Annotated in this window: 26 protein-coding genes; 7 read left to right on the top strand and 19 right to left on the bottom strand. The window is 33.0% G+C overall.

Annotated elements, in window-relative coordinates:
• Positions 1 to 127: 127 nt before the first annotated feature.
• The 15 genes from B0A75_RS07305 to B0A75_RS07235 all read right to left on the bottom strand — a co-directional run bounded on the left by B0A75_RS07305 (position 128) and on the right by B0A75_RS07235 (position 17,030).
• A complete protein-coding gene (locus B0A75_RS07305) occupies positions 128 to 1,093 on the bottom strand; it encodes a SphA family protein (protein WP_089053636.1) in 966 nt (321 codons plus the stop codon).
• A gap of 57 nt (positions 1,094 to 1,150) precedes the next feature.
• Entirely contained in the window at positions 1,151 to 2,344 is a 1,194-nt protein-coding gene (locus B0A75_RS07300) for a helix-turn-helix domain-containing protein (protein ID WP_089053635.1), read from the bottom strand.
• 143 nt (positions 2,345 to 2,487) lie between these two features.
• Positions 2,488 to 3,066 carry a DUF4136 domain-containing protein gene (locus B0A75_RS07295; RefSeq protein WP_089053634.1) on the bottom strand — a complete coding sequence of 193 codons (579 nt, stop codon included), beginning with the start codon at positions 3,064 to 3,066 and terminating at the stop codon, positions 2,488 to 2,490.
• Positions 3,067 to 3,320: 254 nt separating this feature from the next.
• Complete coding sequence (locus tag B0A75_RS07290; protein WP_123872335.1) at positions 3,321 to 4,070, bottom strand: DUF6515 family protein; 750 nt, start codon at positions 4,068 to 4,070, stop codon at positions 3,321 to 3,323.
• Between the two features lie 20 nt (positions 4,071 to 4,090).
• Entirely contained in the window at positions 4,091 to 4,831 is a 741-nt protein-coding gene (locus tag B0A75_RS07285) for a DUF2092 domain-containing protein (RefSeq protein WP_089053632.1), read from the bottom strand.
• Between the two features lie 26 nt (positions 4,832 to 4,857).
• Positions 4,858 to 6,258: a DUF2252 domain-containing protein gene (locus tag B0A75_RS07280; RefSeq protein ID WP_089053631.1), complete on the bottom strand. Its 1,401-nt coding sequence runs from the start codon at positions 6,256 to 6,258 to the stop codon at positions 4,858 to 4,860.
• Positions 6,259 to 6,382: 124 nt separating this feature from the next.
• Positions 6,383 to 7,210, bottom strand: a complete 828-nt coding sequence (locus B0A75_RS07275) for a hypothetical protein (protein ID WP_089053630.1) — start codon at positions 7,208 to 7,210, stop codon at positions 6,383 to 6,385.
• A 130-nt stretch (positions 7,211 to 7,340) separates the two neighbouring features.
• Positions 7,341 to 8,963: an arylsulfatase gene (locus B0A75_RS07270; RefSeq protein ID WP_089053629.1), complete on the bottom strand. Its 1,623-nt coding sequence runs from the start codon at positions 8,961 to 8,963 to the stop codon at positions 7,341 to 7,343.
• Positions 8,964 to 9,053: 90 nt separating this feature from the next.
• On the bottom strand, positions 9,054 to 10,073 hold the full coding sequence (locus tag B0A75_RS07265) for an HAD family hydrolase (protein ID WP_089053628.1): 1,020 nt from the start codon (positions 10,071 to 10,073) through the stop codon (positions 9,054 to 9,056).
• A gap of 68 nt (positions 10,074 to 10,141) precedes the next feature.
• The gene (locus B0A75_RS07260; protein WP_089053627.1) at positions 10,142 to 11,827 is read right to left on the bottom strand and encodes an arylsulfatase; all 1,686 of its coding nucleotides are present in this window, start codon (positions 11,825 to 11,827) and stop codon (positions 10,142 to 10,144) included.
• A 672-nt stretch (positions 11,828 to 12,499) separates the two neighbouring features.
• Positions 12,500 to 13,933, bottom strand: a complete 1,434-nt coding sequence (pyk, locus tag B0A75_RS07255) for a pyruvate kinase (RefSeq protein WP_089053626.1) — start codon at positions 13,931 to 13,933, stop codon at positions 12,500 to 12,502.
• Between the two features lie 5 nt (positions 13,934 to 13,938).
• Positions 13,939 to 14,427, bottom strand: a complete 489-nt coding sequence (locus B0A75_RS07250) for an IPExxxVDY family protein (RefSeq protein ID WP_089053625.1) — start codon at positions 14,425 to 14,427, stop codon at positions 13,939 to 13,941.
• A gap of 125 nt (positions 14,428 to 14,552) precedes the next feature.
• Positions 14,553 to 15,293, bottom strand: a complete 741-nt coding sequence (rnc, locus tag B0A75_RS07245) for a ribonuclease III (protein WP_089053624.1) — start codon at positions 15,291 to 15,293, stop codon at positions 14,553 to 14,555.
• Between the two features lie 9 nt (positions 15,294 to 15,302).
• A complete protein-coding gene (gene fabF, locus B0A75_RS07240; RefSeq protein WP_089053623.1) occupies positions 15,303 to 16,556 on the bottom strand; it encodes a beta-ketoacyl-ACP synthase II in 1,254 nt (417 codons plus the stop codon).
• Between the two features lie 237 nt (positions 16,557 to 16,793).
• Entirely contained in the window at positions 16,794 to 17,030 is a 237-nt protein-coding gene (locus tag B0A75_RS07235; protein WP_007137004.1) for an acyl carrier protein, read from the bottom strand.
• A gap of 175 nt (positions 17,031 to 17,205) precedes the next feature.
• On the opposite strand from B0A75_RS07235, the gene purN reads away from it, so the two are divergent.
• Complete coding sequence (gene purN, locus B0A75_RS07230; RefSeq protein ID WP_089053622.1) at positions 17,206 to 17,784, top strand: phosphoribosylglycinamide formyltransferase; 579 nt, start codon at positions 17,206 to 17,208, stop codon at positions 17,782 to 17,784.
• 126 nt (positions 17,785 to 17,910) lie between these two features.
• On the top strand, positions 17,911 to 18,390 hold the full coding sequence (gene rnhA, locus B0A75_RS07225; protein ID WP_089053621.1) for a ribonuclease HI: 480 nt from the start codon (positions 17,911 to 17,913) through the stop codon (positions 18,388 to 18,390).
• Between the two features lie 52 nt (positions 18,391 to 18,442).
• Here rnhA and B0A75_RS07220 read toward each other — a convergent pair whose 3' ends face one another.
• A complete protein-coding gene (locus tag B0A75_RS07220; RefSeq protein ID WP_089053620.1) occupies positions 18,443 to 18,790 on the bottom strand; it encodes a DUF6249 domain-containing protein in 348 nt (115 codons plus the stop codon).
• Between the two features lie 274 nt (positions 18,791 to 19,064).
• On the opposite strand from B0A75_RS07220, the gene B0A75_RS07215 reads away from it, so the two are divergent.
• Genes B0A75_RS07215 through B0A75_RS07205 form a run of 3 tightly spaced genes read left to right on the top strand, consistent with a single transcriptional unit; the run spans position 19,065 to position 20,963 of the window.
• Complete coding sequence (locus tag B0A75_RS07215; protein ID WP_089053619.1) at positions 19,065 to 19,652, top strand: RNA polymerase sigma factor; 588 nt, start codon at positions 19,065 to 19,067, stop codon at positions 19,650 to 19,652.
• Positions 19,636 to 20,031 carry a hypothetical protein gene (locus B0A75_RS07210; protein WP_089053618.1) on the top strand — a complete coding sequence of 132 codons (396 nt, stop codon included), beginning with the start codon at positions 19,636 to 19,638 and terminating at the stop codon, positions 20,029 to 20,031. The genes B0A75_RS07215 and B0A75_RS07210 overlap by 17 nt, the downstream gene beginning before the upstream one ends.
• A gap of 8 nt (positions 20,032 to 20,039) precedes the next feature.
• Positions 20,040 to 20,963, top strand: coding sequence for an alpha/beta hydrolase family protein (locus B0A75_RS07205; protein ID WP_089053617.1), 924 nt, complete (start codon positions 20,040 to 20,042; stop codon positions 20,961 to 20,963).
• A gap of 80 nt (positions 20,964 to 21,043) precedes the next feature.
• Here B0A75_RS07205 and B0A75_RS07200 read toward each other — a convergent pair whose 3' ends face one another.
• Positions 21,044 to 21,604, bottom strand: a complete 561-nt coding sequence (locus B0A75_RS07200) for a hypothetical protein (protein WP_089053616.1) — start codon at positions 21,602 to 21,604, stop codon at positions 21,044 to 21,046.
• 244 nt (positions 21,605 to 21,848) lie between these two features.
• On the opposite strand from B0A75_RS07200, the gene B0A75_RS07195 reads away from it, so the two are divergent.
• The gene (locus B0A75_RS07195) at positions 21,849 to 22,772 is read left to right on the top strand and encodes a PfkB family carbohydrate kinase (protein WP_089053615.1); all 924 of its coding nucleotides are present in this window, start codon (positions 21,849 to 21,851) and stop codon (positions 22,770 to 22,772) included.
• 79 nt (positions 22,773 to 22,851) lie between these two features.
• Entirely contained in the window at positions 22,852 to 24,750 is a 1,899-nt protein-coding gene (locus tag B0A75_RS07190) for an amidophosphoribosyltransferase (protein ID WP_089053614.1), read from the top strand.
• Positions 24,751 to 25,410: 660 nt separating this feature from the next.
• On the opposite strand, the gene B0A75_RS07185 is transcribed toward B0A75_RS07190, so the two are convergent.
• A complete protein-coding gene (locus tag B0A75_RS07185) occupies positions 25,411 to 26,019 on the bottom strand; it encodes a superoxide dismutase (protein ID WP_089053613.1) in 609 nt (202 codons plus the stop codon).
• A gap of 141 nt (positions 26,020 to 26,160) precedes the next feature.
• Positions 26,161 to 26,838 carry an aminoacyl-tRNA hydrolase gene (gene pth / locus B0A75_RS07180; protein WP_089053612.1) on the bottom strand — a complete coding sequence of 226 codons (678 nt, stop codon included), beginning with the start codon at positions 26,836 to 26,838 and terminating at the stop codon, positions 26,161 to 26,163.
• Between the last annotated feature and the right edge of the window lie 109 nt (positions 26,839 to 26,947).

Below are 26,947 nucleotides of genomic sequence, written 5' to 3'. Positions count from 1 at the left end.
AATTTCTGAAAAAAAAATCTGTTTTTTATCACTGAATCTGAATAGTTTTTTTTCATTTAAATTAATTTTAAGATTATCGATTTTATAAAAAAGTATCAACCATTTAACCTGCAATTAGTTTCTTAAACTATTCTTTTGCAAAGCTGAAGACATGAGCCAATGTTAGAAAAAATGTATTTCCTTGAAATCTGTTTACAGCACCAATCTCTGAAACCCATCGTAATCCTGCTGTAGTTTTACAGCCAATATGAAAATAATTTACCTCGGCACCAATTGCTCCAACTCTGTCTTTGCTTGGTTCAAGCAGCAGCGTTCCGGCTGGAATTTCATCATGTGATACTTTATACTGTAAATAATAAATTAATCCCGCATTAAGTATACCTTTTGGAGCGGTTTTCTCTGCATTCATCATATAAAATGTTTTGCCTAAACCGCCTTCAATACTTAAAATATCTCCTGTTTTTATGTTAGTGTCTTTCTTTTTACCATTCATTTCGTAAGCCGCTAAAGCTGAAAAATGAAACGTTTTTTTATCATTAAAAAACAAGGTTGTTCCTGCCGAAAGTTCATTCATAAACATTCCAAGTCCGCTATTATCACTTGCTCCTAGTTCATATTTTCCTGTTGGAAGATATAATTGATAACTAAAAACAAAATCTGCTCTTTTATTATGCCAGCCTAATTGAATTGGCTGCACAAGCATATCTGTAAATGCAAAAGAGCTTTTTGAGTCGACATAACTGCCTTGAATAGTATTTGATGCAAAAGCTACTAAAATTGTTGCTCCGTAATTAGCTCCTAAAATTTTAAAATCACTTACATAATTTGCCCCAACACCTGTTAAAAACATATTGATATCTGGATTTGCAATTGATTTATCACCATCAGAATTTCTTAAAGAACCGGCTTCATAAAAATACCCAGGCACATACAAACTCAAAGTATTAGCTGGAGCCTGAGTACCAGACTGTAATCCAGATGAACCTAGTATATGTCCGCCTTTTAGTTGTGAATACCCTGAAAAAGAAACAAATAAAAGAAGTAATGTCAGTGTCGATCTTATTTGTCTGTAACTATTAAATTTCGTTGTCATAATCTCTTAATTTAAATTTAGTACTTCTTCAAATTCAATCTAGGCAGATAATTCTTTTTAGTTTGGAGACTGTTTTAAAAAATAGGAAGGTGACTTTTCAGGACTAATTCTGATAACTCTAAAATATTCTGAAGGAGATTTTCCGGTATGCTTAATAAAAGCTCTAAAACAAGTTGTTCGAGATTTAAATCCCGAAGCCCATGCCATTCCTTCTAATGATAAACCCTTCCAGTCAGAGTCATTGATTTTTTCTTTAAAAAACTCAATTCTTTTTAAATTAATGTAGTCTTGAAAATGAAGATTAAATTCTGAATTAATTAAATTAGAAAGATTGTTAACTGAAATTCCTGTTTCATCAGCTACATCACGAATCACTAAATCTTTTTTCAAAAAGAGTTTTTTCGCATCAAATATGCTTTCTAATTTAGTTATATAGATTTGTTTTTTTTCTGGCGTTAACTCCTTAACAATAGGCAATGTATTTTTTACCTCTCGAGATGCAACAGTAATTAAACCATCCTCAACAAAATCAAGAGTATCAACTGTATTTTTATCATAAAAAATATGAGGTGTAAAATAAAGCCACCCAACAGTAAAAATAAGAACCAATGAAATTAAAACACAGCAGGAAAAATCGATAGTACCTGCCTTATTAATCAAAAAGAAATGCACAAAAAGAGTCGAGAATAAAAACAAGATCATCAAATTATAAATTCTGATCCATTTTAAGGTCTTTATTTTATGAAGATGATTGCCTTTAAATTTTTCTAAGTCATAATTTAAAATCATCATGGTCTGACAAAAAGCATACATCAACCAAGTACCTAAACTCAGAATTGAGAAAGGACTGTTGACTTTGGCAGAAACATAAACAATAAAATTACTATCACTATAATTTCCTATCCACACTAAAACTGTCAGCAAAAAGTAAATGACAAAAGGTACAAAATGAAGCCAGTCAAATTTTTTAAAAACGATCTCTGGAAACAATATACTTCTAACATATAAAAATGCACTGGGAGCAGCCAGAAAAATAAACGATTTTGTAATCATAAATAAATCTGGAAAGGCTTTAAAAATATTTGCCGATAAATAGAAATTGTAAATACTGACAACGGTCAGGCTGAACAAAAATAAGCCTAAGAAAAAACTTTTTGAGTAGTTTCTCTTTGAAAACAGAACCATAAAAGAGGTTGCAAAACCAACCATTGCTGCTATAAAAAAGAAAATTGAAAGTACTATATCGGCCATACGCTTTAAGCTTAATATAATGAATATCTTCCTTTTTTCTTGAGTATCTAAATACTTAAAAAAGGGTTACAGTTTACATTTTCATAACAGCTGCACTTATACTAAACGAAAAGTACAGCTGTTATAAAAAATAAATTTCAAAGCTATTTTTTTGCTAAGCCGGGAGGAAATCCTGCTAATATTTTTTTAATCGAACTATTAATAAATTCTTCAGGATTATCTGGTTTATTGTCTATTTCAGCATTTCCTATGCCTTGCCAAACCAGTTTGTCTGTTTTTGTAGAAACTATATCAATGACTAATGAGCCATCAACATAATCATAACTATTAAATGTTGTGTTTGCGCCGCCCATCATTGCACCGCCTCCCCAATATCCATATGGACGATACATTCCGCCATATCCATAAAAATCTGTATTAGCAGAAACTGAGGTTTTATTTTTTAAGATTGAAACAGCATTTACTTTTAAGTCAGGATTTGAACTTTCAGTAAATCCTTTTGAGATCATTTCAGCACGAATTGCTTTCGTAACTCGGTCAATATTTAGTTGGTTTACTTGACCTTGTTGTGTTTTTAAATCATAAACTGCAAAAGTTTTGTATTCACTAAAATTTGCGGCATGATCATAATCGGTTGTAACTTTTACTGTTGGGGAGCAGCTATAAAGTAAGCCCAATACTATCATTGGGATTATGCGAAGATTTGTTCTTTTAATATTCATAGTATGGTATTTAAATTAATGATTAAATTAGTTTAACTTCAAATTATTAAAATTCCGAAAAATCTGAGAATGAACGTCTATATAACTCTTAAACTGTATGTTACCAATGTTAATTTTTCGTAAACAGCTTATTTTTACACTCTCAAAGATAAATTATTTTATTTAATTTAACATAATTGTTTGCAAAATATTCTTACTTATTTTTACCAAACATTCATTTTCTAAAGCAAATTAAATTAGCAATTGAACCTTTTCTATTTACCTTGTACAACTACATAACTATCTTGGCCGTCTTTTGAAATTGGCTGATAGTAAACATTATTATAAATCATATATTTTTGCCCGTCTATTGTTTTCTCTTCAGATCCTTCTGGCAAATGCGTAACTATAGCTCCTACCGGCGCATTTACTACTTTGTATTTTGACGTATCTTTAGAATAATAAGTTCCTCCATAGTAATAATAGTCGACACCAGACACATTAATGGTTACATAACCTTTGGGCAATTCAGAAATAGTTGCTCCCAACGGTGCTGGAACTACTTTGTAACCGCCTGAATCTTTTACATAATAAACTCCATCATCATAATTGTATTGATTATCCTCAACCGAAATTACAATTGCTGCTGTAGTTAATGTGGCTGCAAAAAAGCCAATTGGATACCACGTTGGCCCCCAATAGTAAGGAACAAACGGATGATATATGTAAGGATAAGGCACCGGATAAGGATGAAACGGCGGCAGTGGCAATGGCCTAGGATAAGGATGCGGAGGTATTGGTCGCGGTCCGGGCGGAATTGGACGCGGCCCTGGAGGTATTGGTCTAGGCGTAGGAGGAATTGGCCGTGGTGATGGCGGATGTATGGGCATTGGTCTCGGCATCACTGCATGAGGTGTAAAATGACCAAATCGTTGTGCATTTGCAGATTCTGGAACAATCAGCATTATTACAAATATTATAGCAACAACAAATACTTTTATATGTTTTAGTAAATCTAATTTCATAACGGTAGAATTTTAGATGATTATTTTTTTGTCTCTCTTTCCTTAAAGGGAACTTTTACTGCCTTTGGCGGAGCTGCAAATTCAAACATATAATCGGGGAAATCTGGATTTACAACCCAATCTTTGTATACTGCTTCATATTGAGGTTTGTCTTTGTCATTACTATAAACTATTACCATTTTCACAGGCAGGAAAAAATCATCGCTTCCAATCCAGAATTGAAAACTTTTGTTTGTATCTGCACCTGCAATATGAAAACATTCTTTGTCATCAATAATAGTTTTGCCTAAATAAATTAAATTTCCTTTTTCTGCCTTAAGATCATCTAAGAATGTTTCGTAGAAAAAATCGGCTGCAGGAAATTCAATTCCAAATTTTTTGCTGGTTTCATCAATCGTTTCTATAACCGTTTTTGGTGCCGCTGCAGTTGCATAAGTATTATTATCAAAAGAATAATAGTATAAACTCTTGCCGTTATACCATAAACTTCTGTTTCCTTTATCTCCAGTTGAAGTAATTTTTAATTTGTCTGGAAATTTGATCGAAACTTTTTCATTTATCGAATGCTTAATTAATCCCAGACTTTCATTAGAAATATCATAAGTCATTATCGATTTAAAGCTGCATGATTTTATGTATTGCAATGATTCTGTAGTTCTATGCAAAATATAAACTGCTGCAGAATCAATTCTTGTTGTCTGGCTTTGCATTGTAATTGTTATAATAGCAAAACCGATTAAAAACATAATTTTTTTACTCATACTTACAATTATTTAATTAACGAAAATTATATTTCTGCCGAAATAGGCAATCTTCCTTCTTTTACTGCTTCAACCAATTTGTTATAATCCAATTCGTTTTGATGGGCATATGAAATCGAAAATTTTGAAATTGCATTCGCAAATTCATCGTTGTTCCCTATATATCCCGACAATATCGACGGATCTCCTGATCTCGCATGAGCTCTTGCAAGCGCCCATCCGCAGGCTTTTGCATAATCGGCCATGTTTTCTGCTTTCATTATTTCGATAACAGGTTTTATTTTGGCATCTCTAAGCTGACGGATATAAAAAAACCTGCCTCTATCATCATTTGTCCATCCTAAAAACATATCTGAAGCCGACTGCATTAACTTTTGTCCCATTACAATTCGCTCTCCCTGATGCTTGTATTTTCCTTTAATTTTTACATTGGGTTCCAAAACACTTTGTCTGGCTTCTTTAAATTGTAAAAAAATAGGTTCTCCAGTTGCAGACATTAATAAACTGATTCCGCAAAGTGTTCCAACACTTCCCACACCAACCACTTTTATCGCAAAATCATGTATGGTATATCGGCTTAATAAAATCTGCTTATCTTCAGGAAGCGATTCTACATATCGTTTATGAATTAATTTTACTTCTCTTAAAGTATAGTTTTGATCTGTTCCAGATGGATGATAAATCAATGGTGGATCATCTTTTATTTTTGCTCTAACCCCATCTAGATAAGTCATTTTTGCAAACTCTTTTTCATGCGCTGTAGATTCAGCCGCTTTTTTTATTCGTTTTTGCTGAAACTCTTTTAACTCTTCATCTTTTCCTAATTCAATAAGTTCTGCCAAATCAATATCGGCATACCAAATTTGAAGTGCCGATAATTTACTGTATTCAAGCATGTGTCTTTTATAACTGTCTGCAACATGCCAGGCAAATTCTTTACTTATTTTATTTGAAAATTTCCTCCATTTTCCCGCTATTGCAAAACTTGCAGCGAGTCTTTTAACATCCCATTCCCAAGGGCCAGGAAAGGTTTCATCAAAATCATTTATATCAAAGACCAATTTACGTTCTGGAGTTGCAAAACCGCCAAAATTCATTAAATGACAATCACCGCAAAGCTGTAAATATATTCCGGCATTTGGGGTGTTAACTAAATCCGCGGCCATAATTGCCGCCGCACCTCTATAAAATGCAAAAGGAGACTCAATCATTCTTCGATATCGAATGGGCAGCAAATCTTCAATTCGACCAATGCTGGTTTTTATTAAAATTGCAATTGGATCTTCTCGATCTTTGGGAGCTGACCATTCTTGATGAGAAGAACGAGGCACGTCTTTTCTGATCGCTGCGCCTTTATCGTAGCGTTCTGCTTTTGATGCCAAAGGATCAAATAAGTTCTCGTTGTTATCTGTTTCTTTTTCGGTCATAAAACGGTTTAAATTTTACTTCAATACAAGCACACCTGTATTGATATCTCAAAGTTTTATTTTTACATCGCACAACAAATAAGAATTCAATTCAAATGTGAATCAAAAGTAAAAACCAAAGAATTTAAGATCCCGGAAATACAAAAGCCACCACCGCTCTTAATCCCCAATCTGGTCTTATGTTTGAATGACCTACGATTGGTATTAAAGGCATAACTGCAAATTGCATGGTCTGACCTCCTAATTTTGTAATTGCACCTACATTTGGACTCACTGTAATAAGAGTTGTATTTCCCTGCCAATTCTGTGTTATTTCTGAAGTGATCCCTAAACTTGCGCCACTTTTATAACTATGCGTCAGGAATATTTGTGTGTAAAACTGATTGAAATCTGCTCTATCAGCATTTCCTGCTACAGACCAAATTTGATTGGCTAAAAAACCTATAGAAAGTCCCTTACCCTGATGCATTACCAAAACGCTGGGTCCTATGCCGAATTTTTCTGTTCCTAAAAATTTCTCTGTGGCAGTTGGTACTAAAAAAGCGGGACCAATTCCTAAGATAATTCCTTTCGTTTTAGGAGCAAAAAAGGCTGTTACTGTTGCATCGCTTAAACCAAACTCATGTGTATTTTCTCCCGTAACATCCTGCTGATCTACAACTGGAAGAATATAACGGGTAATTAAATTTAGATTATCACTTAATTTAAAAGGAACAACGGGCTGAATATTGATCTGATATTTTGATCCATTGTAAGGACCAATCCCATAAGTAAGATTATTTTGTAATGGTACACTAATTAAACTTGCTACCGGGTTTGCTAATTTATCAGCAAGTTCCTGTGCACTCGCTCCTGCCTTAGGTTCTTCTTGTGCGAAAACTGAAAAATGTGAAAGAATTAAAAATGTACTGAATAAAAGTTTTGTTGTAAAATATATTCTTGTGTGTTTCATGATTAATTCTCTTAAAGATTTATAATAATTTTTAAAAATCAAAATGAAACAACTTTCAACTTATAAAAGTTGTTTCATTTTTTAGATTATAATCAAGTTCAAACCATACGATTTGTCACCTAGTTACTTATCATCCGCCTCCGCTTCTTTTTGCAGTTGTTGAGGCTTTCAGTTTTTCTTGAACATTTCTAAACATTAAATAATCTGAGATTGTTGTTGGCCCAGGATATAAGTTACTTTGTACTGGATGTGGAGGATATTTCTCATAGGTTTTAACGAAGTCTGCAATAATATTTTGAATTGTTGGTAAGAACCATGTTTTCTCCGTAAAATTGTTCATAAACAAATCATAGCGCTCTTGCGGATCTGCCCATAAATCGAAAATTTGTGGTGCAAGAGCCACATAACTTGAAGCTCCTTTCCATCCCAAATTAGAGTCTACTGCTAAACCTCCCGTTTGAGCTCCGTTATCACCACGTAAATTAAATACTGCTTTGAATTTTCCTACTCTAATAGCTCCAGGAGTTAATTCATCCTCAGTAAAATAAAACCACATATTTCTTTTTGATTTTCCTGTGCCAAATAAAACAGGAGACATATCATAACTATCAAAAATAGTAGGTTTACCTTCTCTATCTACTGTTGGCAATTCTTGTCCTGACAAGGCAGCAAATGTTGCCATAAAATCAAGTGTTCCTAAAATGTCGCTGTTTTTACTATTTGCTTTAATTTTTCCAGGCCACCATGCCAAAGTCGGAATACGACTTCCTCCCTCTCGATCCGTTCCTTTTGTTCCTCTAAAAGGAGTGTAGCCACAATCCGGGTAAACATCCTGCCATGTACCATTATCTACCGTATAAATAATTAATGTATTTTCGGCAATTCCTAGATTCCGAACTTCATCCATAATACGGCCTATTCTAGTATCTAATTCTATTATACAATCTGCATACTTATTTTTACCCGCAGATTTACCTGCAAAATCAGGATGCGGTAAGTTTGGCTGATGATTTTTTGCAAAAGATATTTCCATGAAGAAAGGTTTATCTTTTTTCGCGTTTTCTTTAAGCCATTTTATAGATTCTTCTTCTGTATATTGATCTAAAAACGGAATTACTTTTCCATCAATTTTTCTAACTTCTCGATATGGTTTCCCAGCCTCTCCCTCTAAAGCACCTTTGGTTCCTTTTGCCCATTGTGCTCTAATATCTTCAGGCATGTCTGCATTCCAATTTGGGTCTGTATATGTGTAAGCATTTAAGTGATATAATGTTACATTTTTCATCACATCAAAACCTTGTGCAATTGGCATGGAATAATCTTCTTCTCCAAGGTGCCATTTTCCAGCAAAAAACGTATTATAGTTTTTACGTTTCAATAAAGATGCTAAAGTCCATTCAGCTTTAGGCAGACCTCCTCCATCGCCAGGAAATGCAACCGTTGTCATACCGCTTCGATTAGGTATTCTTCCAGTTATTAATGCTGCTCTTCCGGGTGTACAACTTGGCTGACCGTAAAAGGACCAAAACTGCATTCCTTCGTTTGCCATTCTATCGATATTTGGAGTTGCTGCTCCTCGCGCATCACCACCGCCATAAGGACCTAAATCTCCCCAACCGGTATCATCAGACAATAAAATTATAATATTTGGACTCTTTTGCGAATACCCAGGCATAGTTGTAAGAAAAAAACAAACTATTGCAAAAGCAACGAAAAAAGCTCGCTTTCTATTTAAAAATGTTTTTTTTATCATGGTACTTTTTTTTAGAAATTATTAATTAATCAAAGCATACAGCTTTTAAATTAAAAGCTGTATCGCTTTAAAAACCAACCAAAACCAGTTTTATTTGTCTGCAAAAACTTTTTTCCAATCGTCTTTCATGCTTATAACATGATATTTGTATTTTGCAGCGGTATTTAATGACAAATTATCTTTTTCCTGATAATTGTACTCTCTAATAGAATCATTATGGTTTACAATTAATTGAAAAGATGGATATTTACTTCCTGAAGAATATCTAAGCATAGCAAGATCTCCGGCTCCGCCTTCATTTCCGCACGCAAAAACAGGTCGTTGACCAATGTGTAATTGTATACCAACAGGTTTTCCTTCTTTATCATTAAAATGATCTAAAGCCGGTTCTCTTAAAACTGCATTTTTAGCATCATCAAATTTATATTTGAAAGAAGTTCCAACTACTTGATCTTTTGGAATTCCGTAAAAATCCTGAGATATTGCTCTCACAACTTCAACCGTTCCGCCTGTTACAATGAAAGTTTTGAAACCATTTGCACGCAAATAATTCAAAAGCTCCAATTGAGGCTGGTATCTGATTTGTTTTAGCGGAACATTTTTACCAGGATATTGGGCACCAGCAAAAAACTCTTTTGCTGATGCTTCAAACTCATCTTCAGTCATTCCTGTATGAGTTGCAGCAACTAACTCAATAAGAGCCTTATCTCCTCCTTTTTCGAAAAAAGTTTTATCTTTTTCTACTACGGCCTTAAAAGGCTGTTTTTGGGCTAAAGCCGGATTAGCTTCAACCATTTTTTTCACACGATAAAAAGCGAATAATTCCTGAACATATGGTTTTTCAGCCCAAAGTGTTCCATCGTTATCAAATGTGGCAATTCTATTTTCTATCGGAATAAAATCTGGACTTCCTTCTTTGGTTACTTTTTCAACATATGCTATGATGTCTTTCTTTAAAGTTCCATCATTCCAACTCGGCAATGGATCACCGCTCGTTGCAATAGTTTCAGTACTCTCTTTTGGATTTGCAGTTGTATTTTCTTCTGATTTATTTTTACAAGAAACAAACAAAAATAAAAATAGAGCTGCGAGATATAATTTTCTATACATAATGCGAGTCATTAAACAGCAAAGCCCAAATTATAAGAATAACTCAGGCTTTACTGAAGATTATTACTTTATTTTTTCTTTTTGGATGTGTCTTGAACCTCTTCTTTTACCTTAGGAAGAACGTTTTTCTCTATATACTTTTGTGCTTTGATATCTTTCATAGCTTCTTCCATAATTGTATAAGCAGAGAAACTTGGCGGGATTGATCTTGGAGGATATTCTTTAAAGGTTTCTGCAAATACAACAACATCTTGTATAGCTCCATACATTAACTGTACGTGATTCATCTGCCAATCCCAAAAAGTATTAGATGTTATATCAGCTCTTTCAAAAGGGTCTTGGTATAAATTAAATATCTTTTGCAAACGCAATTTTGTAAATGGTTCCGCCCAAACTCCCATTGTACCTCCCAAACGCTGCTCTGCAAAAACATATTTATAATCTCCTTCTCTCAGACCAACCAAAAGACCATCATCGTCTGTGTAGAAGAATTTATCTCTTGCACTTTTTGGTGTTTTGCCTTCTAAGAATTTACTTTGATCAAAACCATCTAAATGCACTTTATAGTTTTTTCCGTTTGCGCTATATCCTTTTAAAAGTTTATTAACGATATCTGGTTCTCCTGCGATTGACGCAAAAGTTGGTATCCAGTCATTATGGCTCATTAACTCAGTTGTTACTGTACCTGGTTTAATGTGTCCTGGCCAACGCACAATACATGGTACACGGAAAGCTCCCTCCCAGTTCGTGTTTTTCTCTGAACGGAATGGCGTCATAGCACCATCTGGCCATGTGTTCATATGTGGTCCGTTATCTGTTGAATACACTACAATAGTATTATCAGCAATTCCTAAATCATCTAAAGCTTTCAAAATACTTCCGATAGTTTCATCGTGTTCGATCATACCATCAATATATTCACTGTCTCCATGTGTATATCTTCCTCTATGCTCTGCTCTTACGTGTGTACGAAGGTGCATACGAGTAGCATTGAACCAGCAGAAAAATGGTTTTCCTGCCGCATTTTGTCTTTTAATAAAATCAATTGCTGCTGCAGAAGTTTCATCATCAACGGTTTCCATTCTCTTTTTAGTAAGAGGTCCCGTATCTTCAATTCTTTGTTTTCCAACTCTTCCAAAACGAGGATCTGTAGTTGCATCATCAACATTTGTTGCTGTACATTTTAAAACTCCTCTCGGGCCAAATTTTTTCAAATATTCTGGATCTTTAGGATAATCCGGCAATTCTGGTTCTTCCTCCGCATTTAAATGATACAGATTTCCAAAAAATTCATCAAAACCGTTTACAGTTGGTAAACTTTCATTACGATCTCCAACGTGATTTTTACCAAACTGACCTGTTACATATCCCAATTGTTTCATAATTCCTCCAACAGATGGATCTAACTGGCTCATACCCATTGGCGCTCCCGGAAAACCTACTTTAGTTAGTCCTGTTCTAAGACCGTGCTGCCCTGTTAAAAATGCTGCACGTCCTGCAGTACAGCTTTGTTCTCCATAATAGTGCAGAAAACGTATTCCCTCGTTTGCCAAACGATCAATATTTGGTGTAGTATATCCCATCAATCCGTCGCTGTAGGCGCTAATATTGGTAGTCCCAATATCATCACCCCAGAGCACTAAAATATTGGGCTTTTTACTGCTTTGCGCATTTATCTGAACAGCTGCAAAGCATATAAATGCAAACAATGTCATTGCATTTTTAAATTGACTTTTAAACTTGATTTGTTTCATGGTAATTGAATTCGTTAATAATTATGCTTGTCAAGAAGATTAAAATAAATTCGTACAAAAATTATTTATAAAAATTAATCAGAAAAAAAAATGTTTATTAGTATCAGTCAAGTTTTTTAAATTATTGTGCGTGGGGGAATTTGCAACAATATTTTTTTAACTTTTTATTAAGCATTTCAAATTTATGCAATAAAACACGAGATGTTTGTGTTTGTACGGTTTTACTTCGTTTCATTTTATAACTTGCAACATCAAAACTGTTTTAATCTGCTACTATTTGTTTCAAATTATAGATTGCAACTTCCAAAAAAGTGCTTAATGAAGCTGTTAGAATGTCATTCTTTTAAATCAGTCTCAAAAAAAAGAGCCTAAATTTCATGCATTTTTAGATTAAATAACTTTGAAATAATATAAATTCTAAGTCGATTTCGCCAAAAAAGCAACTATTTTAAGTTCAAGTAGTCTATTTTGCAACATCAATCTGAAAGAAAAAACTTCATTTAATTAATTTACTAACTGTTACATCTTTTATTTTAAAAGATAAAACCCTACTTAAAATTGCCTTTTTCTTGATTTAATATTCTAGAAAAACTACGAATATGACAGTTTTGCACAAAAAAAAAGCCATCAAAATGATGGCTTAATTATATTATATATAGTATGTTTTAAAAACTATTCGATTTCAGAAACTCTCATGGTGTTTACCATTCCTTTATCTTTAATTGGCATAGCAGCAAGATTAATCAAATAATCACCTTTTGCAGCATATCCTTTTTCTACAGCAATTTGATTTACATCTGTAACGGTATCATCTGTACTTTCTTCATTATCATAAAAGAATGATTTAACTCCCCATAATAAATTCAATTGCGTAAGGATTCTTCTGTTTGAAGTAAATACTAAAATGTGAGCAGTTGAAGGTCTCCAAGCCGAAATTTGAAAAGCTGTATAACCGCTGTTTGTTAAAGTACAAATTGCTTTTGCCTCGATTTCATTTGCTAATAAAGCCGCTTGATGACAAACTGTTTTAGTAACAAAACGTTTTGTTTTAATTTGAGGTGTATTTTGTGGAACGTGAATAAGTTCTGAATTTTCTACTGCCTCACAAATTTGAGTCATTCTTTGAATTACCTGAACTGGGTAATTTCCTGTTGCAGTTTCTCCAGACAACATTACAGCATCTGCTCCGTCCATTACTGAGTTAGCAACGTCATTTACTTCGGCTCTTGTTGGTGTTAAACTTGTAATCATTGTTTCCATCATTTGTGTAGCAACGATAACAGGAATTCTAGCTGTTTTAGCTCTGCGAATTAAATCTTTTTGAACTAATGGTACTTCGTGTGCAGGAAGTTCAACTCCAAGATCTCCACGAGCAACCATTAAACCATCACAATATGCTACAATTTTATCCATGTTCTCAAGAGCTTCCGGCATTTCAATTTTAGCAATAATTGGAATTTTAACGTCTGAATGTTTAGCGATTAATTCTTGTAAATCTTGTAAATCGCGTGGTGTTTTCACGAATGAAAGTGCAATCCAGTCTACTTTTTGCTCAATTGCAAAAATAGCATCAGCAATATCTTTTTCAGTTAAAGCAGGTAAAGAAATTTTTGTATTAGGAAGATTTACACCTTTCTTAGATTTTAATTCTCCACCCTGAATAACTTTAGCGACAACTTCTGTTTTTTTATCTGTTGAAACAATTTCGAAAATAAGTTTACCATCGTCAAGCAAAATACGCTCTCCAACATTTACATCATTTGGAAAATTTTGGTATTTCATAAATGCTTTTTGAGCATTTCCTACAATATCTTCTGCAGTTGTAAAAGTGATTTCATCACCATCATTTACAACAGTTCCTTCTTCCATAACCCCCACTCTAAGTTTTGGCCCTTGCAAATCTCCAAGAATTGCTGTGGTATAACCAAACTCTTCGTTAAGTCCTCTAATAATATTAATCTTCTCTTTTACTCCTTCGTAATCAGCATGCGAAAAATTGATTCTAAACACATTAACCCCTGCATCGATCATATCCTTGATAATCTCTCTTGTACTACATGCAGGCCCAAGTGTAGCAACAATTTTGGTTTTCTTATTTGTTAACATTTTTTTTAAAAAATTAGATTGTTTTTTGATTTTATTTTATTGGTATCCACAGCATAAACTGCTGCAATACTTTCTATTGAGTTTAAATGTTGTTGAATTTCTGAAAAATCGACAGCCTCCTCGCTGTTTTCAATTTTCAGGAAAAAATCTACTTTCTTGAATTCAGGAAGTAAATGAATTGTCGTAGAAACCTCACTTGTTTCATTAGAAAACAAATTCTGGAAATCATTTGTACTCACAGAAATGATCTCATTTTTATTCTGAATCAAATTCCATGAAACAGCCTTTTCAGAATCATAATAATAAAATCTAGAAAAATTTGCCTCGCCTTCTTTAGTTTGAGCATGGATCTCGTTTTTGCTCTTACTTAAGTTAATCGGAAGGTTTTTATTGATAAAATAAGCCAATCTATAATCTTCTAATGAAGTATGAATAGCCATTAAATAATAATCAATTTCGTCAAATTCGTCTAAATCCAATCTATGAATAGCCATGTCATGAAAAATCAAGTTGTAAATATACTACTTCTATCGGAGCATCTATACTTATGAGTCGCTTGTTTTTGTTAATTTATAAACGAAAACGATTTAGCTTTAAGAAAACTACAGCGACTTTGTAATCATTTCTTGTCAATTTTTTCTTGAAATGCAAAATAAGCTCTTTGGGAAGCTTTTTCTTCTGCTTTCTTTTTTGAAGTTGCTCGCGCTCTTGCGATTACTTTATCATCAATGCTTAATTTGACACCAAACAAGCGTTGTCCGTCAATACCATTATCTTCAAAAATGTCGTAATGAAAAATTCTCTTTTCTTTTTGACACCATTCAATAACTAAGCTTTTATAACTAATTACTTTTCCTTCTAATCGAGCAATATCAACATAAGGAGTAATTACTCTTTTTTGAATAAATCTTTCACAATACGAATATCCTTTATCCAAATATATTGCACCAACAAGTGATTCAAAAATGTTTCCGTGAATGTTCTCTCCAAAATGCTGTACAGGTACTTTGCTTTCAACAAATTGTACTAAATTCAGATCTTTACCTAATTCATTCAAGTGCTCTCGGCTCACGATTTTCGAACGCATTTTTGTCAAATATCCTTCATCTCCATTTGGTGCTTTATTAAACAAATGTGCTGCAATTACGGCACTTAACATAGCATCTCCTAGAAACTCTAAACGTTCATAATTAATCGGATTTCCTGATTCATCTAATTTATTTGAAGATCTGTGCGTAAACGCTTTCTTATAAAAATCGATTGTAACAGGCTGAAAACCAACTATTTTTTGAATAGTGTCAAAAAAAATCCCGTCTTCTAGAGAACGGGATTTAGAAAATATTTTTTTGATAATATTCATATACGAAAATTAGTCAACTAATTTTTTAAACAATACACAAGCATTGTGTCCGCCAAAACCAAAAGTGTTACTCATAGCAACATTTACTTCTCTTTTTTGAGGTTTGTTTAAAGTAAGGTTCAATGATGGATCAATGTTTTCATCAACCACAGTATGGTTAATTGTTGGAGGAACAATACCATGTTGCATTGCTAAAATTGAAGCGATTGCTTCGATAGCTCCAGCAGCACCAAGTAAATGTCCTGTCATTGATTTCGTTGAGTTGATATTGATATTTTTTGCATGCTCACCAAATACAGCGCTAATCGCTTTTAATTCAGCAACATCTCCTAATGGAGTAGAAGTTCCGTGAGTATTGATATGATCAACATCTTCTGGATTCATTCCTGCATCTCTTAAAGTATTTTTCATAACTGCAATAACTCCAATTCCTTCCGGATGCGGTGCAGTTAAGTGATAAGCGTCAGATGACATTCCGCCTCCGCCAATTTCGCAATAAATTTTTGCTCCTCTGGCTTTTGCATGTTCATAATCTTCTAAAACTAAAGCTCCTGCTCCTTCTCCTAAAACAAAACCATCTCTAGTTGCGTCAAAAGGTCTTGAAGCCGTTTCTGGACTTTCGTTTCTTGTAGACAAAGCGTGCATTGAACTAAAACCACCCATACCAGCAATGGTAACAGCAGCTTCAGAACCACCTGATACAATTACATCACACATTCCTAAACGAATGTAATTAAAAGCATCGATTAATGCATTTGCAGAAGATGCACATGCAGAAACAGTAGTATAATTTGGTCCCATATACCCATTACGCATAGAAATATGCGCAGGAGCGATATCGGCAATCATTTTTGGAATAAAAAACGGATTGAATTTTGGAGTTCCGTCACCTTTAGCATAATAAATTACTTCATCTTGAAAAGTCTCTAAACCTCCAATTCCTGCTCCCCAAATAACACCAACTCTTTGTTTGTCGATATTATCATTAGTAAGTCCGGCATCTTTAATAGCCTCGTCACTAGCAGCAACAGCATATTGAGCAAATTTATCTAATCTACGAGATTCTTTACGATCCATAAAATCTTCAATATTGAAGTTTTTTACTTCACAGGCAAATTTCGTTTTATGCTTTTCTGTATCATAATATGTTATAGGAGCCGCTCCGCTAACCCCATTCACAAGTGCATTCCAATATTCCTGGATATTATTCCCGATAGGAGTAAGTGCACCTAATCCTGTTACAACAACTCGCCTTAATGCCATAAATATGTATTTTGTACTTTAAACAAATAAAACCCACGCTTTCTTAACAGTTTTGTTACTTAAGAGCCATGGGCATTACAATATAAATATATCTTTTTGATTGAAAATCAATCGAAATTTAAATTTTAAAAAAATAATAACACCCGACTCTTAAAAATTTCAAATTTCAAAAATCAAATTCCAATTGGAATTTGGAATTTCAAAAATTGGGATTTTTAGAAATCGGGTGCGGTATTATTATTTTTTAGCTTCTTCGATATAAGAAATAGCTTGACCTACAGTAGCAATGTTTTCTGCTTGATCGTCTGGAATTTGAATATCAAATTCTTTTTCGAATTCCATAATAAGCTCAACAGTGTCTAATGAGTCAGCTCCCAAATCATTAGTGAAGCTTGCTTCTGTTACAACTTCGTTTTCGTCAACACCTAATTTGTCTACGATAATCGCTTTTACTCTTGATGCAATGTCTGACATAATCTTTAATTTTAGAATTTAATTTGTTGGCAAAAATAAAAAACTTTATTTTAAAACAACTATTTAGTTTATAAATGTGACACTAATTTATAAAATTAATTTTAAGAAAGGTCTTTTAAAGCTATTTATTTTCGTTTTTTATTCCGTTTTTTGCATTCTCAAAATAAGCACTATTATGAAAAAAATTATCGTTTTTGCCTCAGGATCAGGAACTAATGCAGAAAATATTATAAAACATTTTGCAAATACTGAAATTGCAAAAGTTGTTTCGGTTTTTACCAATAATGCCTCTGCAAAAGTTATTGAAAGAGCAAAAAAACATCAAATTCCAGTCGAAATCTTCTCAAAAAACGAACTTTTAGAACGAAATGTATTACAAAAAATACAAAAAATCGACCCGGATTTGATAATTCTTGCTGGCTTTTTATTGAAATTTCCTGAAAACATAATTGAGCACTATCCAAATAAAATAATAAATATCCACCCTGCACTTTTACCAAATTATGGAGGCAAAGGAATGTATGGAATGCACATACATAGAGCAATAGTAAATAATAAAGAAAAGGAAACTGGAATTTCTATTCATTATGTAAATGAAAACTACGACGAAGGAGCTATTATTTTTCAAGCAAATACAGCATTAACTGAAGAGGACACCCCAGAAACAGTAGCCGAAAAAATCCACGAATTGGAACAAAAACACTTTCCGGAAATAATTCAGACTATCTTAGAAAATTCAAACTCTAATATTTAGACCATATAAGGCATATTAAGAATATATAAGTTCGACGCTTAAATAATTATCGCCATATTGACAAAGAAATATAAGATCGTATTTTAAATGAACTTATAGCACTTATATGGTTAATCAAAAATTAAAATGACCCAACACGAAGTACATATATACACTGATGGTGCTGCCAAAGGAAATCCTGGAAACGGCGGTTATGGCGTAGTGATGGAATTGGTAGGAACACCGCACAAAAAAGAGTTTTATGAGGGTTTTCGTCTTACGACTAATAACAGAATGGAACTTCTAGCTGTAATTGTCGGCCTTGAAAAACTAAAAAAACCAAACATGAAAGTTCTTGTAATTTCAGATTCTAAATATGTAGTAGATTCTGTTGAAAAGAAATGGGTGCTAGGCTGGGAAAAAAAGAAATTTGCCGGCAGAAAAAATCCTGATTTATGGAAACGTTTTTTAGTTGCTTACAGAAAACACCAAGTCGATTTTAAATGGATTAAAGGACACAACAATCATCCTCAAAATGAACGCTGTGACCAATTGGCCGTTATGGCATCAATGCAGCCCAAACTTTCGATTGATGAATATTACGAAACCATCGGTTCTAAAGAATAAAAAAAAGCATCAATATAATTGATGCTTTTTTTGTACTAACTTAATTTCCTACTTACTCTTTATCTAAATCTTTTGCTGTTTTAAACCCTGTCAAAAGCCCGATTCCTGCCATTATAAAAATAATTGAAGGATAAACTGCTCCGTCCTGAAGAGAAGTATAAGTAGTTATAAGTAACGCAAGAAAAATTCCAACACCGCTTCCTATTAATAAGAAAGCAAAATTTACCACAAAAATTTTCCAAACCGGAACACCGCTTCCTTTTCCCTGCAAAAAGATACTGGCATCTACTCCTTTTTCTATAAGAGCCAAACGCTCTCTATTTCTTGTTGAAAAGATTAAATAAACGATCCCGAAGATCATTAAGAAAAGACTAATTGGAATTAAAATTTTTTCGTCCATGATATTTTATGTTTTTAATTGATTGATATACCCATATGACGAGGCTTTTTAAATTGAGGTTACACGTTTTTGTAAAAACTTTCAAAAATTAAATTCAAAAACCCAAAAATCACTGATAATCAGTTAATTTTGAATATATTTTTTACAAGACAAACTTTGTCAAACTTTAAAACTTTGACGAAGTTCAATACTGCAATTGGAATTTCCTTTTCATATTTAGAATTTATTTTTAAAATGTTGTAACCTAAATAAACAAACTGTCGTCCTATATAATATGAGCACACTAAATGATCAACATTATATCGATAAAATTTTGCATGGCGAGACAAATGCTTTTGCCACACTTGTTGATCGTTATAAAGATATGATCTTTACATTGGCGCTCAAAATGGTAAAAAATCGAGAAGAAGCAGAAGAAGTTGCACAAGATACCTTTATTAAGGTTTTTAGTTCTTTAAATAAATTCAAAGGTGATTCTAAATTTTCGACCTGGATTTACAAGATTGCTTATAATACTTGTTTAGACAGATTGAAGAAAAACAAAAAAGAAGATCTAAACATTTCGATTGATGATTTTTCTTCTCATTTAATCAAAACCATGGATAATGCACTAAGTGTTTTAGAAGAAAAAGAACGAAAGCATACGATTCAGAAATGTTTAAACTTATTACCCAATGATGAAAATTTCCTTTTGACTTTATTTTATTTTGACGATCAAAATTTAGAAGAAATTGGAAAAATCATGAATATATCAGCAAATAATGCGAAAGTAAAATTATTTAGAAGCAGACAAAAATTAGCCGTAATTTTGAGAAAGCAGCTAGAACCAGAAATAATAGAATGTTATGAAAGAGAGCGATAAAAACATAGAACAACTTATTGATAAAATGATGGCTGAAGAAAAACTGCAGTCACCATCATTCGATTTTACTTCTAAAATAATGACCGAAGTTCATTTATTAGAAGAGAAAAAAATCAAAACATACCAACCATTGATTTCTAAACCTGTTTGGTTTTTTATAGGAACTGCAATCGTTGCTTTAATTATTTACATATCTCTTTTTTCAGTTTCAGAAAATAATCTGGAAATTGGAAAATTATATACGGACAAAATTGCAAATGCATTCTCAGGAATTCATCTTTCTAAAACCACATTGTATGCTGTTTTAATAGTACCTTTTATGGTTTTAGTTCAAGTTGGGATTTTAAAAAATTATTTTGATAAGAAATATCAACTATAGATCTAAAGATGAAAAATAAAACGTCAATTTTCAAATCTGTTCTAAGAGCAAAAAAAACACACGCCCATTATATCTTACTATTATTGTTATTATCTGTTACTAATTACACATCAGCAGTTCCGCCAAACTTTACTACTAAGGAAATAAAATTTGTTAGCGAAGGAATCTCACTCGCGGGAACTTTTTTTACACCTAAAAATATACAAGCAGCCGTTGTGATTGTTCACGGATCAGGGCAAGAAAAAAGAATGATAGACTTTGCTGCAAATCTAGCCAACAATGGAATTGCTGTTTTAACGTATGATAAACGCGGCGTCGGAGAATCAGCTGGTGTATATGCCGGACCTGAAGTAGGAACTAACAATGTTGATTTCTTCAATCTAAATCTTTTGTCTTTAGATGCAAGTGCCGCTGTAAATACTTTGTCCAAGCATTTAAAAAATGATCAAATAGCAATAGGCTTAATAGGAGGCAGTCAAGCCGGATGGATAATTCCATTGGCTGCGGAGAAAAATAGGAAAGTCAAATTTATGACCATATTTAGCGGAGCACTTATAACCGTTAAAGAGCAATTGAGATTCCAATTTTATACAAATGGTGATAAAAATTTTTGGGATACACATTCCGAAGAAGAGGCAAGAAAACACGTATTCAATGACCCAGACAAATATGAGTTTATTGACACAAATCCCAATGATATTCTTTCTAAATTATCAATTCCAGGAATCTGGATTTTTGGAAGCAAAGATATTCAGGTTCCAGTGAAACTATCCCTCGAATATCTTGATAAATTAAAATCAAAAGGAAAACCTTATGAATATAAATTGTTTCCAGAATTAGGCCACAACACAGCATTTTCAGACAATCAAGAGCCTATGAAAGATGCCATCAATTGGATTAAAAATGTAGATAAATTAAAGAATCACAACTAAAATCACTATCGCTGACAGTTACTAGAACATATTTTACGCTTTCTAAAAAATTATTTTGAGAAGAAGTATCAGTTGTAGTTTTATTTAAAAGAATCTTCTCTTTTTCGAATATAATCAATTCCTAGATAACAGTCAGAACTTATATCGTATTTGTTTATATATAAAAGATATTTTACTGTTGAATATTCAATAGAAGTTAAATTTGATTTTTTTAATTCAAGCCTATCTTTTCTATGTGATGATTTTGAATATTTTTTCAAAAAATCATGAAATTCTAAACTATTGTATTCATTTTTGATTTTTGAATTTAATTTAAAGCTTTCTAAATAATAACTCTTGTTTTTAAATAGCTTTTTATCAAAAACAAAATTGGTATTAAGACTCGAATCTAGAAATTGATTAAAAGACTTGAAATCCTTAGAATAGTATTTTTTATAAAAAAACATCAATTCATTATTATTTGTCTGATGGATTTCGTTATTGTTTGTTAAAATATATAAATCTAATCTCAGATAATACGGAGGCAAACCATCATCCTTAAAAACTAACTTTTGAATCATTTCTTTCGAAAAATTAGGCTCTTTTTGTTCGCAAGAAATCAAAAAACAGATCAACATTAATAAGCTTATAATTTTCTTCATAAATGAGATTTGATGTTGAAACAAATCTAACAAAAATATGCAGCATTTTTTCCAAAATAAATATTGCAATTTAATTCTGAAAATGATATTTTGAGCACTCAAAAGAACCTTCGATAATTTACTCATTCCCAATAGTTTTAAGCTCGAAATCGTCCTCAATTTTTTATGAAAATTTTGAGAACTTAAACCATTGCAATATTGCAACTTATGAAGTATCTTTGCACCCTAATTCGAAATTCATAAAATGAATAAATTATTGATTGTTGGAACAGTTGCTTTCGACGCGATTGAAACTCCTTTCGGAAAAACAGATAAAATATTAGGTGGTGCTGCAACGTACATTGGTTTATCAGCATCCTTTTTTAACTTGCAATCGGCCATAGTTTCTGTAGTTGGCGACGATTTTCCTCAAGAACATTTAGATCTTTTAACTTCAAAAAATATTGATATCTCTGGTATCGAAATTGTAAAAGGCGGAAAAACCTTTTTCTGGAGTGGTTTGTATCACAACGATTTAAATTCTAGAGACACTCTTGTAACGGAGTTAAACGTTTTAGCTGATTTTCAGCCAAAAGTTCCTCAAAACTACAAAGATGCTGATGTTGTGATGTTAGGAAACTTACATCCGTTAGTACAAAGCAGTGTTTTAGACCAAATGGAGAAAAAACCAAAATTAGTTGTTTTAGATACAATGAACTTTTGGATGGACTGCGCTCTTCCAGAATTACTAGACGTTATTAAACGTGTAGATGTTATTACAATCAATGATGAAGAAGCAAGACAACTTTCTGGTGAATATTCATTAGTAAAAGCAGCGGCTAAAATCCAAGATATGGGACCAAAATATGTGGTGATCAAAAAAGGAGAACACGGCGCACTTTTATTCCACAATAGAGAAGTATTCTTTGCACCAGCTTTACCATTAGAAGATGTTTTTGACCCAACTGGAGCAGGAGACACTTTTGCAGGTGGATTTTCAGGATTCATTGCACAAAGCGAAAACATTTCGTTTAACAACTTGAAAAATGCAATTATTTACGGTTCGAATTTAGCTTCATTTTGTGTAGAGAAATTTGGAACTGAAAGGATGGAAACATTAAGCAAAGCCGAAGTAGCGATTCGATTACAACAATTTAAGTCGTTAACTCAGTTTGACATAGAAATATAATGCCTAAGAGCCTCGATAAAACGGGGCTTTTTTATTACGTTAATACACACAACTTACAACAACACAAAATACAAAAACAATGAGCGACGCTTTAAAACACGAATGTGGTATAGCCTTAGTTAGACTTCTTAAACCGCTTGAATATTATAAAGAAAAATACGGAACTGCATTTTACGGAATTCAGAAAATGTATTTAATGATGGAAAAACAGCACAACCGTGGTCAAGACGGAGCTGGATTTGCAAGCATTAAACTTGATGTTGAGCCTGGACAACGCTACATAAGCAGAGTTCGTTCAAATCATTCACAGCCAATACAAGATGTTTTTAAACAAATCAATGAGAGAATCAGCGAAGAATTAAAAGCGAATCCTGAAATTGGTGATGATGTTGATAAAATAAAATCACAAATTCCATATGTTGGCGAATTGTTCTTAGGACACGTTCGCTACGGAACTTTTGGAAAAAACAGCATCGAAAGTGTTCATCCATTTTTACGTCAAAGTAACTGGATGCATCGTAATTTGATTTTGGCAGGAAACTTTAACATGACGAATGTTAAGGAACTTTTTGAAAATCTAGTTGAGCTTGGACAACATCCAAAAGAAATGGCAGATACTGTTACGGTAATGGAAAAAATTGGTCACTTTTTAGATAAAGAAGTAATGCAATTGTACCAAGACTGCAAAGCTGAAGGTTATTCAAAAAGAGAAGCTTCACCGGTAATTGCTGAAAGATTAGATATTGCAAAAATCTTAACTCGCTCAGCTAAAAACTTAGATGGCGGTTATGCAATGGCAGGTTTGTTAGGACATGGTGACGCATTTGTTTTTAGAGATCCAGCTGGAATTCGTCCAGCATACTTCTATCAAGATGATGAAGTTGTTGTTGTAGCTTCTGAGCGACCAGTTATTCAAACTGTGTTTAATGTTCCGTTTGAGAGCGTTCAAGAAATCGATCCAGGAAATGCTTTGATTATCAAGAAAAACGGAAATGTTTCTATGAACCAAATCTTGGAACCAACCGTTAAAAAAGCGTGTTCATTTGAAAGAATTTATTTCTCAAGAGGAAGTGATGCTGAAATTTACCAAGAACGTAAAAACTTAGGAAAACTAATTTTACCAGCCGTTCTTAAAGCTATTGACAGCGATACAGATAATACTGTTTTCTCGTATATTCCAAATACAGCCGAAACATCATTTTATGGTTTAGTCGAAGCTGCTCAGGATTTCTTAAATCAGAGAAAAAACAATTATATTTTAGCAAACAGAAATACACTTACTGCTGAAACATTGCAAGAACTATTAGCAGTAAAAATCCGTACGGAAAAAGTTGCTATTAAAGATGCTAAACTTAGAACCTTTATTACCGAAGACAGCAGTCGTGATGACTTAGTTGCTCACGTTTATGATGTTACTTACGGCGTAATTAAACCAGAAGACAATTTAGTTATTATTGATGACAGTATTGTTCGTGGTACGACTTTAAAAATGAGCATCATAAAAATGATGGATCGTTTAAATCCGAAACGTATCGTTATTGTTTCATCGGCACCGCAAATTCGTTATCCTGATTGTTACGGAATTGATATGGCGAAACTAGAAGGTCTTGTTGCTTTTAGAGCAGCATTAACTTTACTAAAGGAAAGAAACTTATACCATATCGTTGATGAAGTTTATGCTAAATGTAAAGCGCAGGAAAATTTTGAAGATAAAGATGTTGTTAATTATGTAACTGCAATTTACGATCAATTTACTCCTGAAGAAGTTTCAGATAAAATTGCCGAAATGTTAAGCTCACCAGAGATTAATGCCGAAGTTAAAATTATTTTCCAAAAAGTAGAAGATTTACACATTGCATGTCCTAAAAACCTGGGCGACTGGTACTTTACAGGAGATTATCCAACTCCGGGAGGAAATCGAGTTGTAAACAGAGCTTTCATGAATTTCTATGAAGGAAAAGATGCAAGAGCTTATTAATAAAATACTAACAAAAGGTTAATTTGTGCATTTCATCGGTTTTTTTTGCCGTTTATCCTGTTTGTTTGGTAAAAATGAAAAGCTATAATACTTTTGAACTACCATAACATTAGTAGGTTAAGTTTATGGTAGATTTGGGGCAAAAAGGGTGGAAGCAATTCCACCTTTTTTATTGGAGTAAACTCAAATATCTCACCTTGCATCTTTTATTCCATTTTGTCGAATATATTTGCCATTCAACTAGAAAGTTTTTTTCACAATAATAACTGCCATACATTTACTGAACCATAACATTAGTAGGTTAAGTTTATGGTAGATTTGGGGCAAAAAAGGCGGAAGAGATTCCGCCTTTTTTATTGAAATAAATTTAAACACCTAAAAAACAGATATCTACAGCTTTTTGTCGGATATATTTGCCATTCAACTAAAAAGTTTTTTTCACAAGAATAGCTGCCATACATTTACTGAACCATAACATTAGTAGGTTAAGTTTATGGTAGATTTGGGGCAAAAAAGGTGGAAGAGATTCCGCCTTTTTTATTTTACTTTTTTTTAGAGAATAGAATAAAGAAAATAGAACAAAGAGAAAAGATGATACTAAATAAAAAAAGACGGACACTTGCGCATCCGTCTTTTCTCTTTATTCTTTACTCTATCTTCTTATTTATCTAAAGCAAATCTTCTAGCAACTTCTGTCCAGTTAATTACGTTGAAGAAAGCCTCAATATAATCTGGTCTTCTGTTTTGGTAGTTTAAGTAGTAAGCGTGCTCCCAAACGTCCATTCCTAAAATTGGAGTTCCACCACAGCCAACTTCTGGCATTAATGGATTGTCTTGGTTTGGAGTTCCGCAAACGTCTAATTTACCGCCTTTGTGTACACATAACCAAGCCCATCCTGAACCAAATTGTGTTGCACCAGCTTTAGCAAACTTTGCTTTAAACTCTTCAAAAGTTCCAAAAGAAGCTTCGATAGCAGCTAATAAATCACCAGTTGGCAATCCGCCTCCATTTGGAGCCATTACTGTCCAGAATAAATTGTGGTTGTAAAAACCTCCACCATTGTTACGAACAGCTGCATTAGTTTTATCTAGGTTAATTAAGATATTTTCGATTGTTTTTCCTTCTAAATCTGTACCTGCAATAGCAGCATTAAGATTTGTAGTGTATGCATTATGATGTTTTGAATGGTGAATTTCCATTGTACGTGCATCAATATGTGGTTCTAATGCATCATATGCATAAGGTAATTGTGGTAATTCAAAAGCCATGGTATTATGATTTTTATGGTTTATAAATAATTTATTCCAAATTTAGACATTTAACTTTGGAATTGAAAATAGTATTTCGTTATAATTCAATTTAATTAATTGATAAATTGAATTTTATCCAAGACAAACATCTGATACTCTTTATTTTCCGTTAAAGGTTGTCATCGTGTTTTCAAGACCGGCTGTACCAAAAGATTTTATAATTTCTGATGCAACCTCTAAACGTTCTGTCAATTTTGCTTTTTCATCTTCATCCCATTCTCCCAAAACATAATCAACCTGCTGCCCTTTTTTAAACTGATCACTGATTCCAAATCTAAAGCGGGCATATTGCTGCGTATTCAAAACAAGATTGATATTTTTTAGTCCGTTATGACCTCCATCACTTCCTTTTGGCTTAATTCGGATCGTTCCAAACGACAGGTTTAAGTCATCAGTAATTACCAAAATATTTTCTAACGGAATATTTTCTTTATCCATCCAATATTTTACTGCTTTTCCGCTCAAATTCATGTAGGTATTTGGCTTAAGAAGCAAAAATGTTCTTCCTTTAAATTTGTATTCCGCTAACGCTCCTAATTTTACAGTTTCAAATGAAAGACCTTCTTTTTTAACTAAAAAGTCTAATACTTTAAATCCGATATTATGTCTTGTGTTTACGTATTCGGCTCCGATATTTCCTAAACCTACAATTAAATATTTTTTACTCACGCTTTTTATATTGTTTTTTTGGTGTTCGTGAACCTCCGGTTTCATATTATCTTCTGTGTTCTCTTCTTTTGGTGTTGATGAAAACAGTTTTGTTATCCATTTTATCATGATGCAAAAGTAAGATTAATTAGAGAATGTGGCAATTGGATAATTAGATAATTTGTGAATGTGACAATTAGATAATTGCCTGTTAGTGGTTATTTAACCGTAAAGGTCA

Source organism: Flavobacterium oncorhynchi (assembly GCF_002217355.1).
GTDB classification, from domain to species: Bacteria; Bacteroidota; Bacteroidia; order Flavobacteriales; family Flavobacteriaceae; genus Flavobacterium; species Flavobacterium oncorhynchi.
This window is presented reverse-complemented; position numbering and strand designations above follow the sequence as displayed.

Bases quoted from the DNA above. Each gene is read 5' to 3' on its own strand.
- B0A75_RS07210 (WP_089053618.1), top strand. From the start codon at position 19,636: ATGAAAGAGAGCGATAAAAACATAGAACAACTTATTGATAAAATGATG.
- B0A75_RS07200 (WP_089053616.1), bottom strand. From the start codon at position 21,604: ATGAAGAAAATTATAAGCTTATTAATGTTGATCTGTTTTTTGATTTCT.
- pyk (WP_089053626.1), bottom strand. From the start codon at position 13,933: ATGTTAACAAATAAGAAAACCAAAATTGTTGCTACACTTGGGCCTGCA.
- B0A75_RS07260 (WP_089053627.1), bottom strand. From the start codon at position 11,827: ATGAAACAAATCAAGTTTAAAAGTCAATTTAAAAATGCAATGACATTG.
- B0A75_RS07185 (WP_089053613.1), bottom strand. From the start codon at position 26,019: ATGGCTTTTGAATTACCACAATTACCTTATGCATATGATGCATTAGAA.
- B0A75_RS07265 (WP_089053628.1), bottom strand. From the start codon at position 10,073: ATGTATAGAAAATTATATCTCGCAGCTCTATTTTTATTTTTGTTTGTT.
- B0A75_RS07190 (WP_089053614.1), top strand. From the start codon at position 22,852: ATGAGCGACGCTTTAAAACACGAATGTGGTATAGCCTTAGTTAGACTT.
- B0A75_RS07270 (WP_089053629.1), bottom strand. From the start codon at position 8,963: ATGATAAAAAAAACATTTTTAAATAGAAAGCGAGCTTTTTTCGTTGCT.
- B0A75_RS07215 (WP_089053619.1), top strand. From the start codon at position 19,065: ATGAGCACACTAAATGATCAACATTATATCGATAAAATTTTGCATGGC.
- B0A75_RS07275 (WP_089053630.1), bottom strand. From the start codon at position 7,210: ATGAAACACACAAGAATATATTTTACAACAAAACTTTTATTCAGTACA.
- B0A75_RS07290 (WP_123872335.1), bottom strand. From the start codon at position 4,070: ATGAAATTAGATTTACTAAAACATATAAAAGTATTTGTTGTTGCTATA.
- B0A75_RS07305 (WP_089053636.1), bottom strand. From the start codon at position 1,093: ATGACAACGAAATTTAATAGTTACAGACAAATAAGATCGACACTGACA.
- fabF (WP_089053623.1), bottom strand. From the start codon at position 16,556: ATGGCATTAAGGCGAGTTGTTGTAACAGGATTAGGTGCACTTACTCCT.
- B0A75_RS07285 (WP_089053632.1), bottom strand. From the start codon at position 4,831: ATGAGTAAAAAAATTATGTTTTTAATCGGTTTTGCTATTATAACAATT.
- B0A75_RS07220 (WP_089053620.1), bottom strand. From the start codon at position 18,790: ATGGACGAAAAAATTTTAATTCCAATTAGTCTTTTCTTAATGATCTTC.
- B0A75_RS07300 (WP_089053635.1), bottom strand. From the start codon at position 2,344: ATGGCCGATATAGTACTTTCAATTTTCTTTTTTATAGCAGCAATGGTT.
- B0A75_RS07250 (WP_089053625.1), bottom strand. From the start codon at position 14,427: ATGGCTATTCATAGATTGGATTTAGACGAATTTGACGAAATTGATTAT.
- pth (WP_089053612.1), bottom strand. From the start codon at position 26,838: ATGATAAAATGGATAACAAAACTGTTTTCATCAACACCAAAAGAAGAG.
- rnhA (WP_089053621.1), top strand. From the start codon at position 17,911: ATGACCCAACACGAAGTACATATATACACTGATGGTGCTGCCAAAGGA.
- B0A75_RS07295 (WP_089053634.1), bottom strand. From the start codon at position 3,066: ATGAATATTAAAAGAACAAATCTTCGCATAATCCCAATGATAGTATTG.
- rnc (WP_089053624.1), bottom strand. From the start codon at position 15,293: ATGAATATTATCAAAAAAATATTTTCTAAATCCCGTTCTCTAGAAGAC.
- B0A75_RS07205 (WP_089053617.1), top strand. From the start codon at position 20,040: ATGAAAAATAAAACGTCAATTTTCAAATCTGTTCTAAGAGCAAAAAAA.
- B0A75_RS07280 (WP_089053631.1), bottom strand. From the start codon at position 6,258: ATGACCGAAAAAGAAACAGATAACAACGAGAACTTATTTGATCCTTTG.
- B0A75_RS07195 (WP_089053615.1), top strand. From the start codon at position 21,849: ATGAATAAATTATTGATTGTTGGAACAGTTGCTTTCGACGCGATTGAA.
- purN (WP_089053622.1), top strand. From the start codon at position 17,206: ATGAAAAAAATTATCGTTTTTGCCTCAGGATCAGGAACTAATGCAGAA.
- B0A75_RS07235 (WP_007137004.1), bottom strand. From the start codon at position 17,030: ATGTCAGACATTGCATCAAGAGTAAAAGCGATTATCGTAGACAAATTA.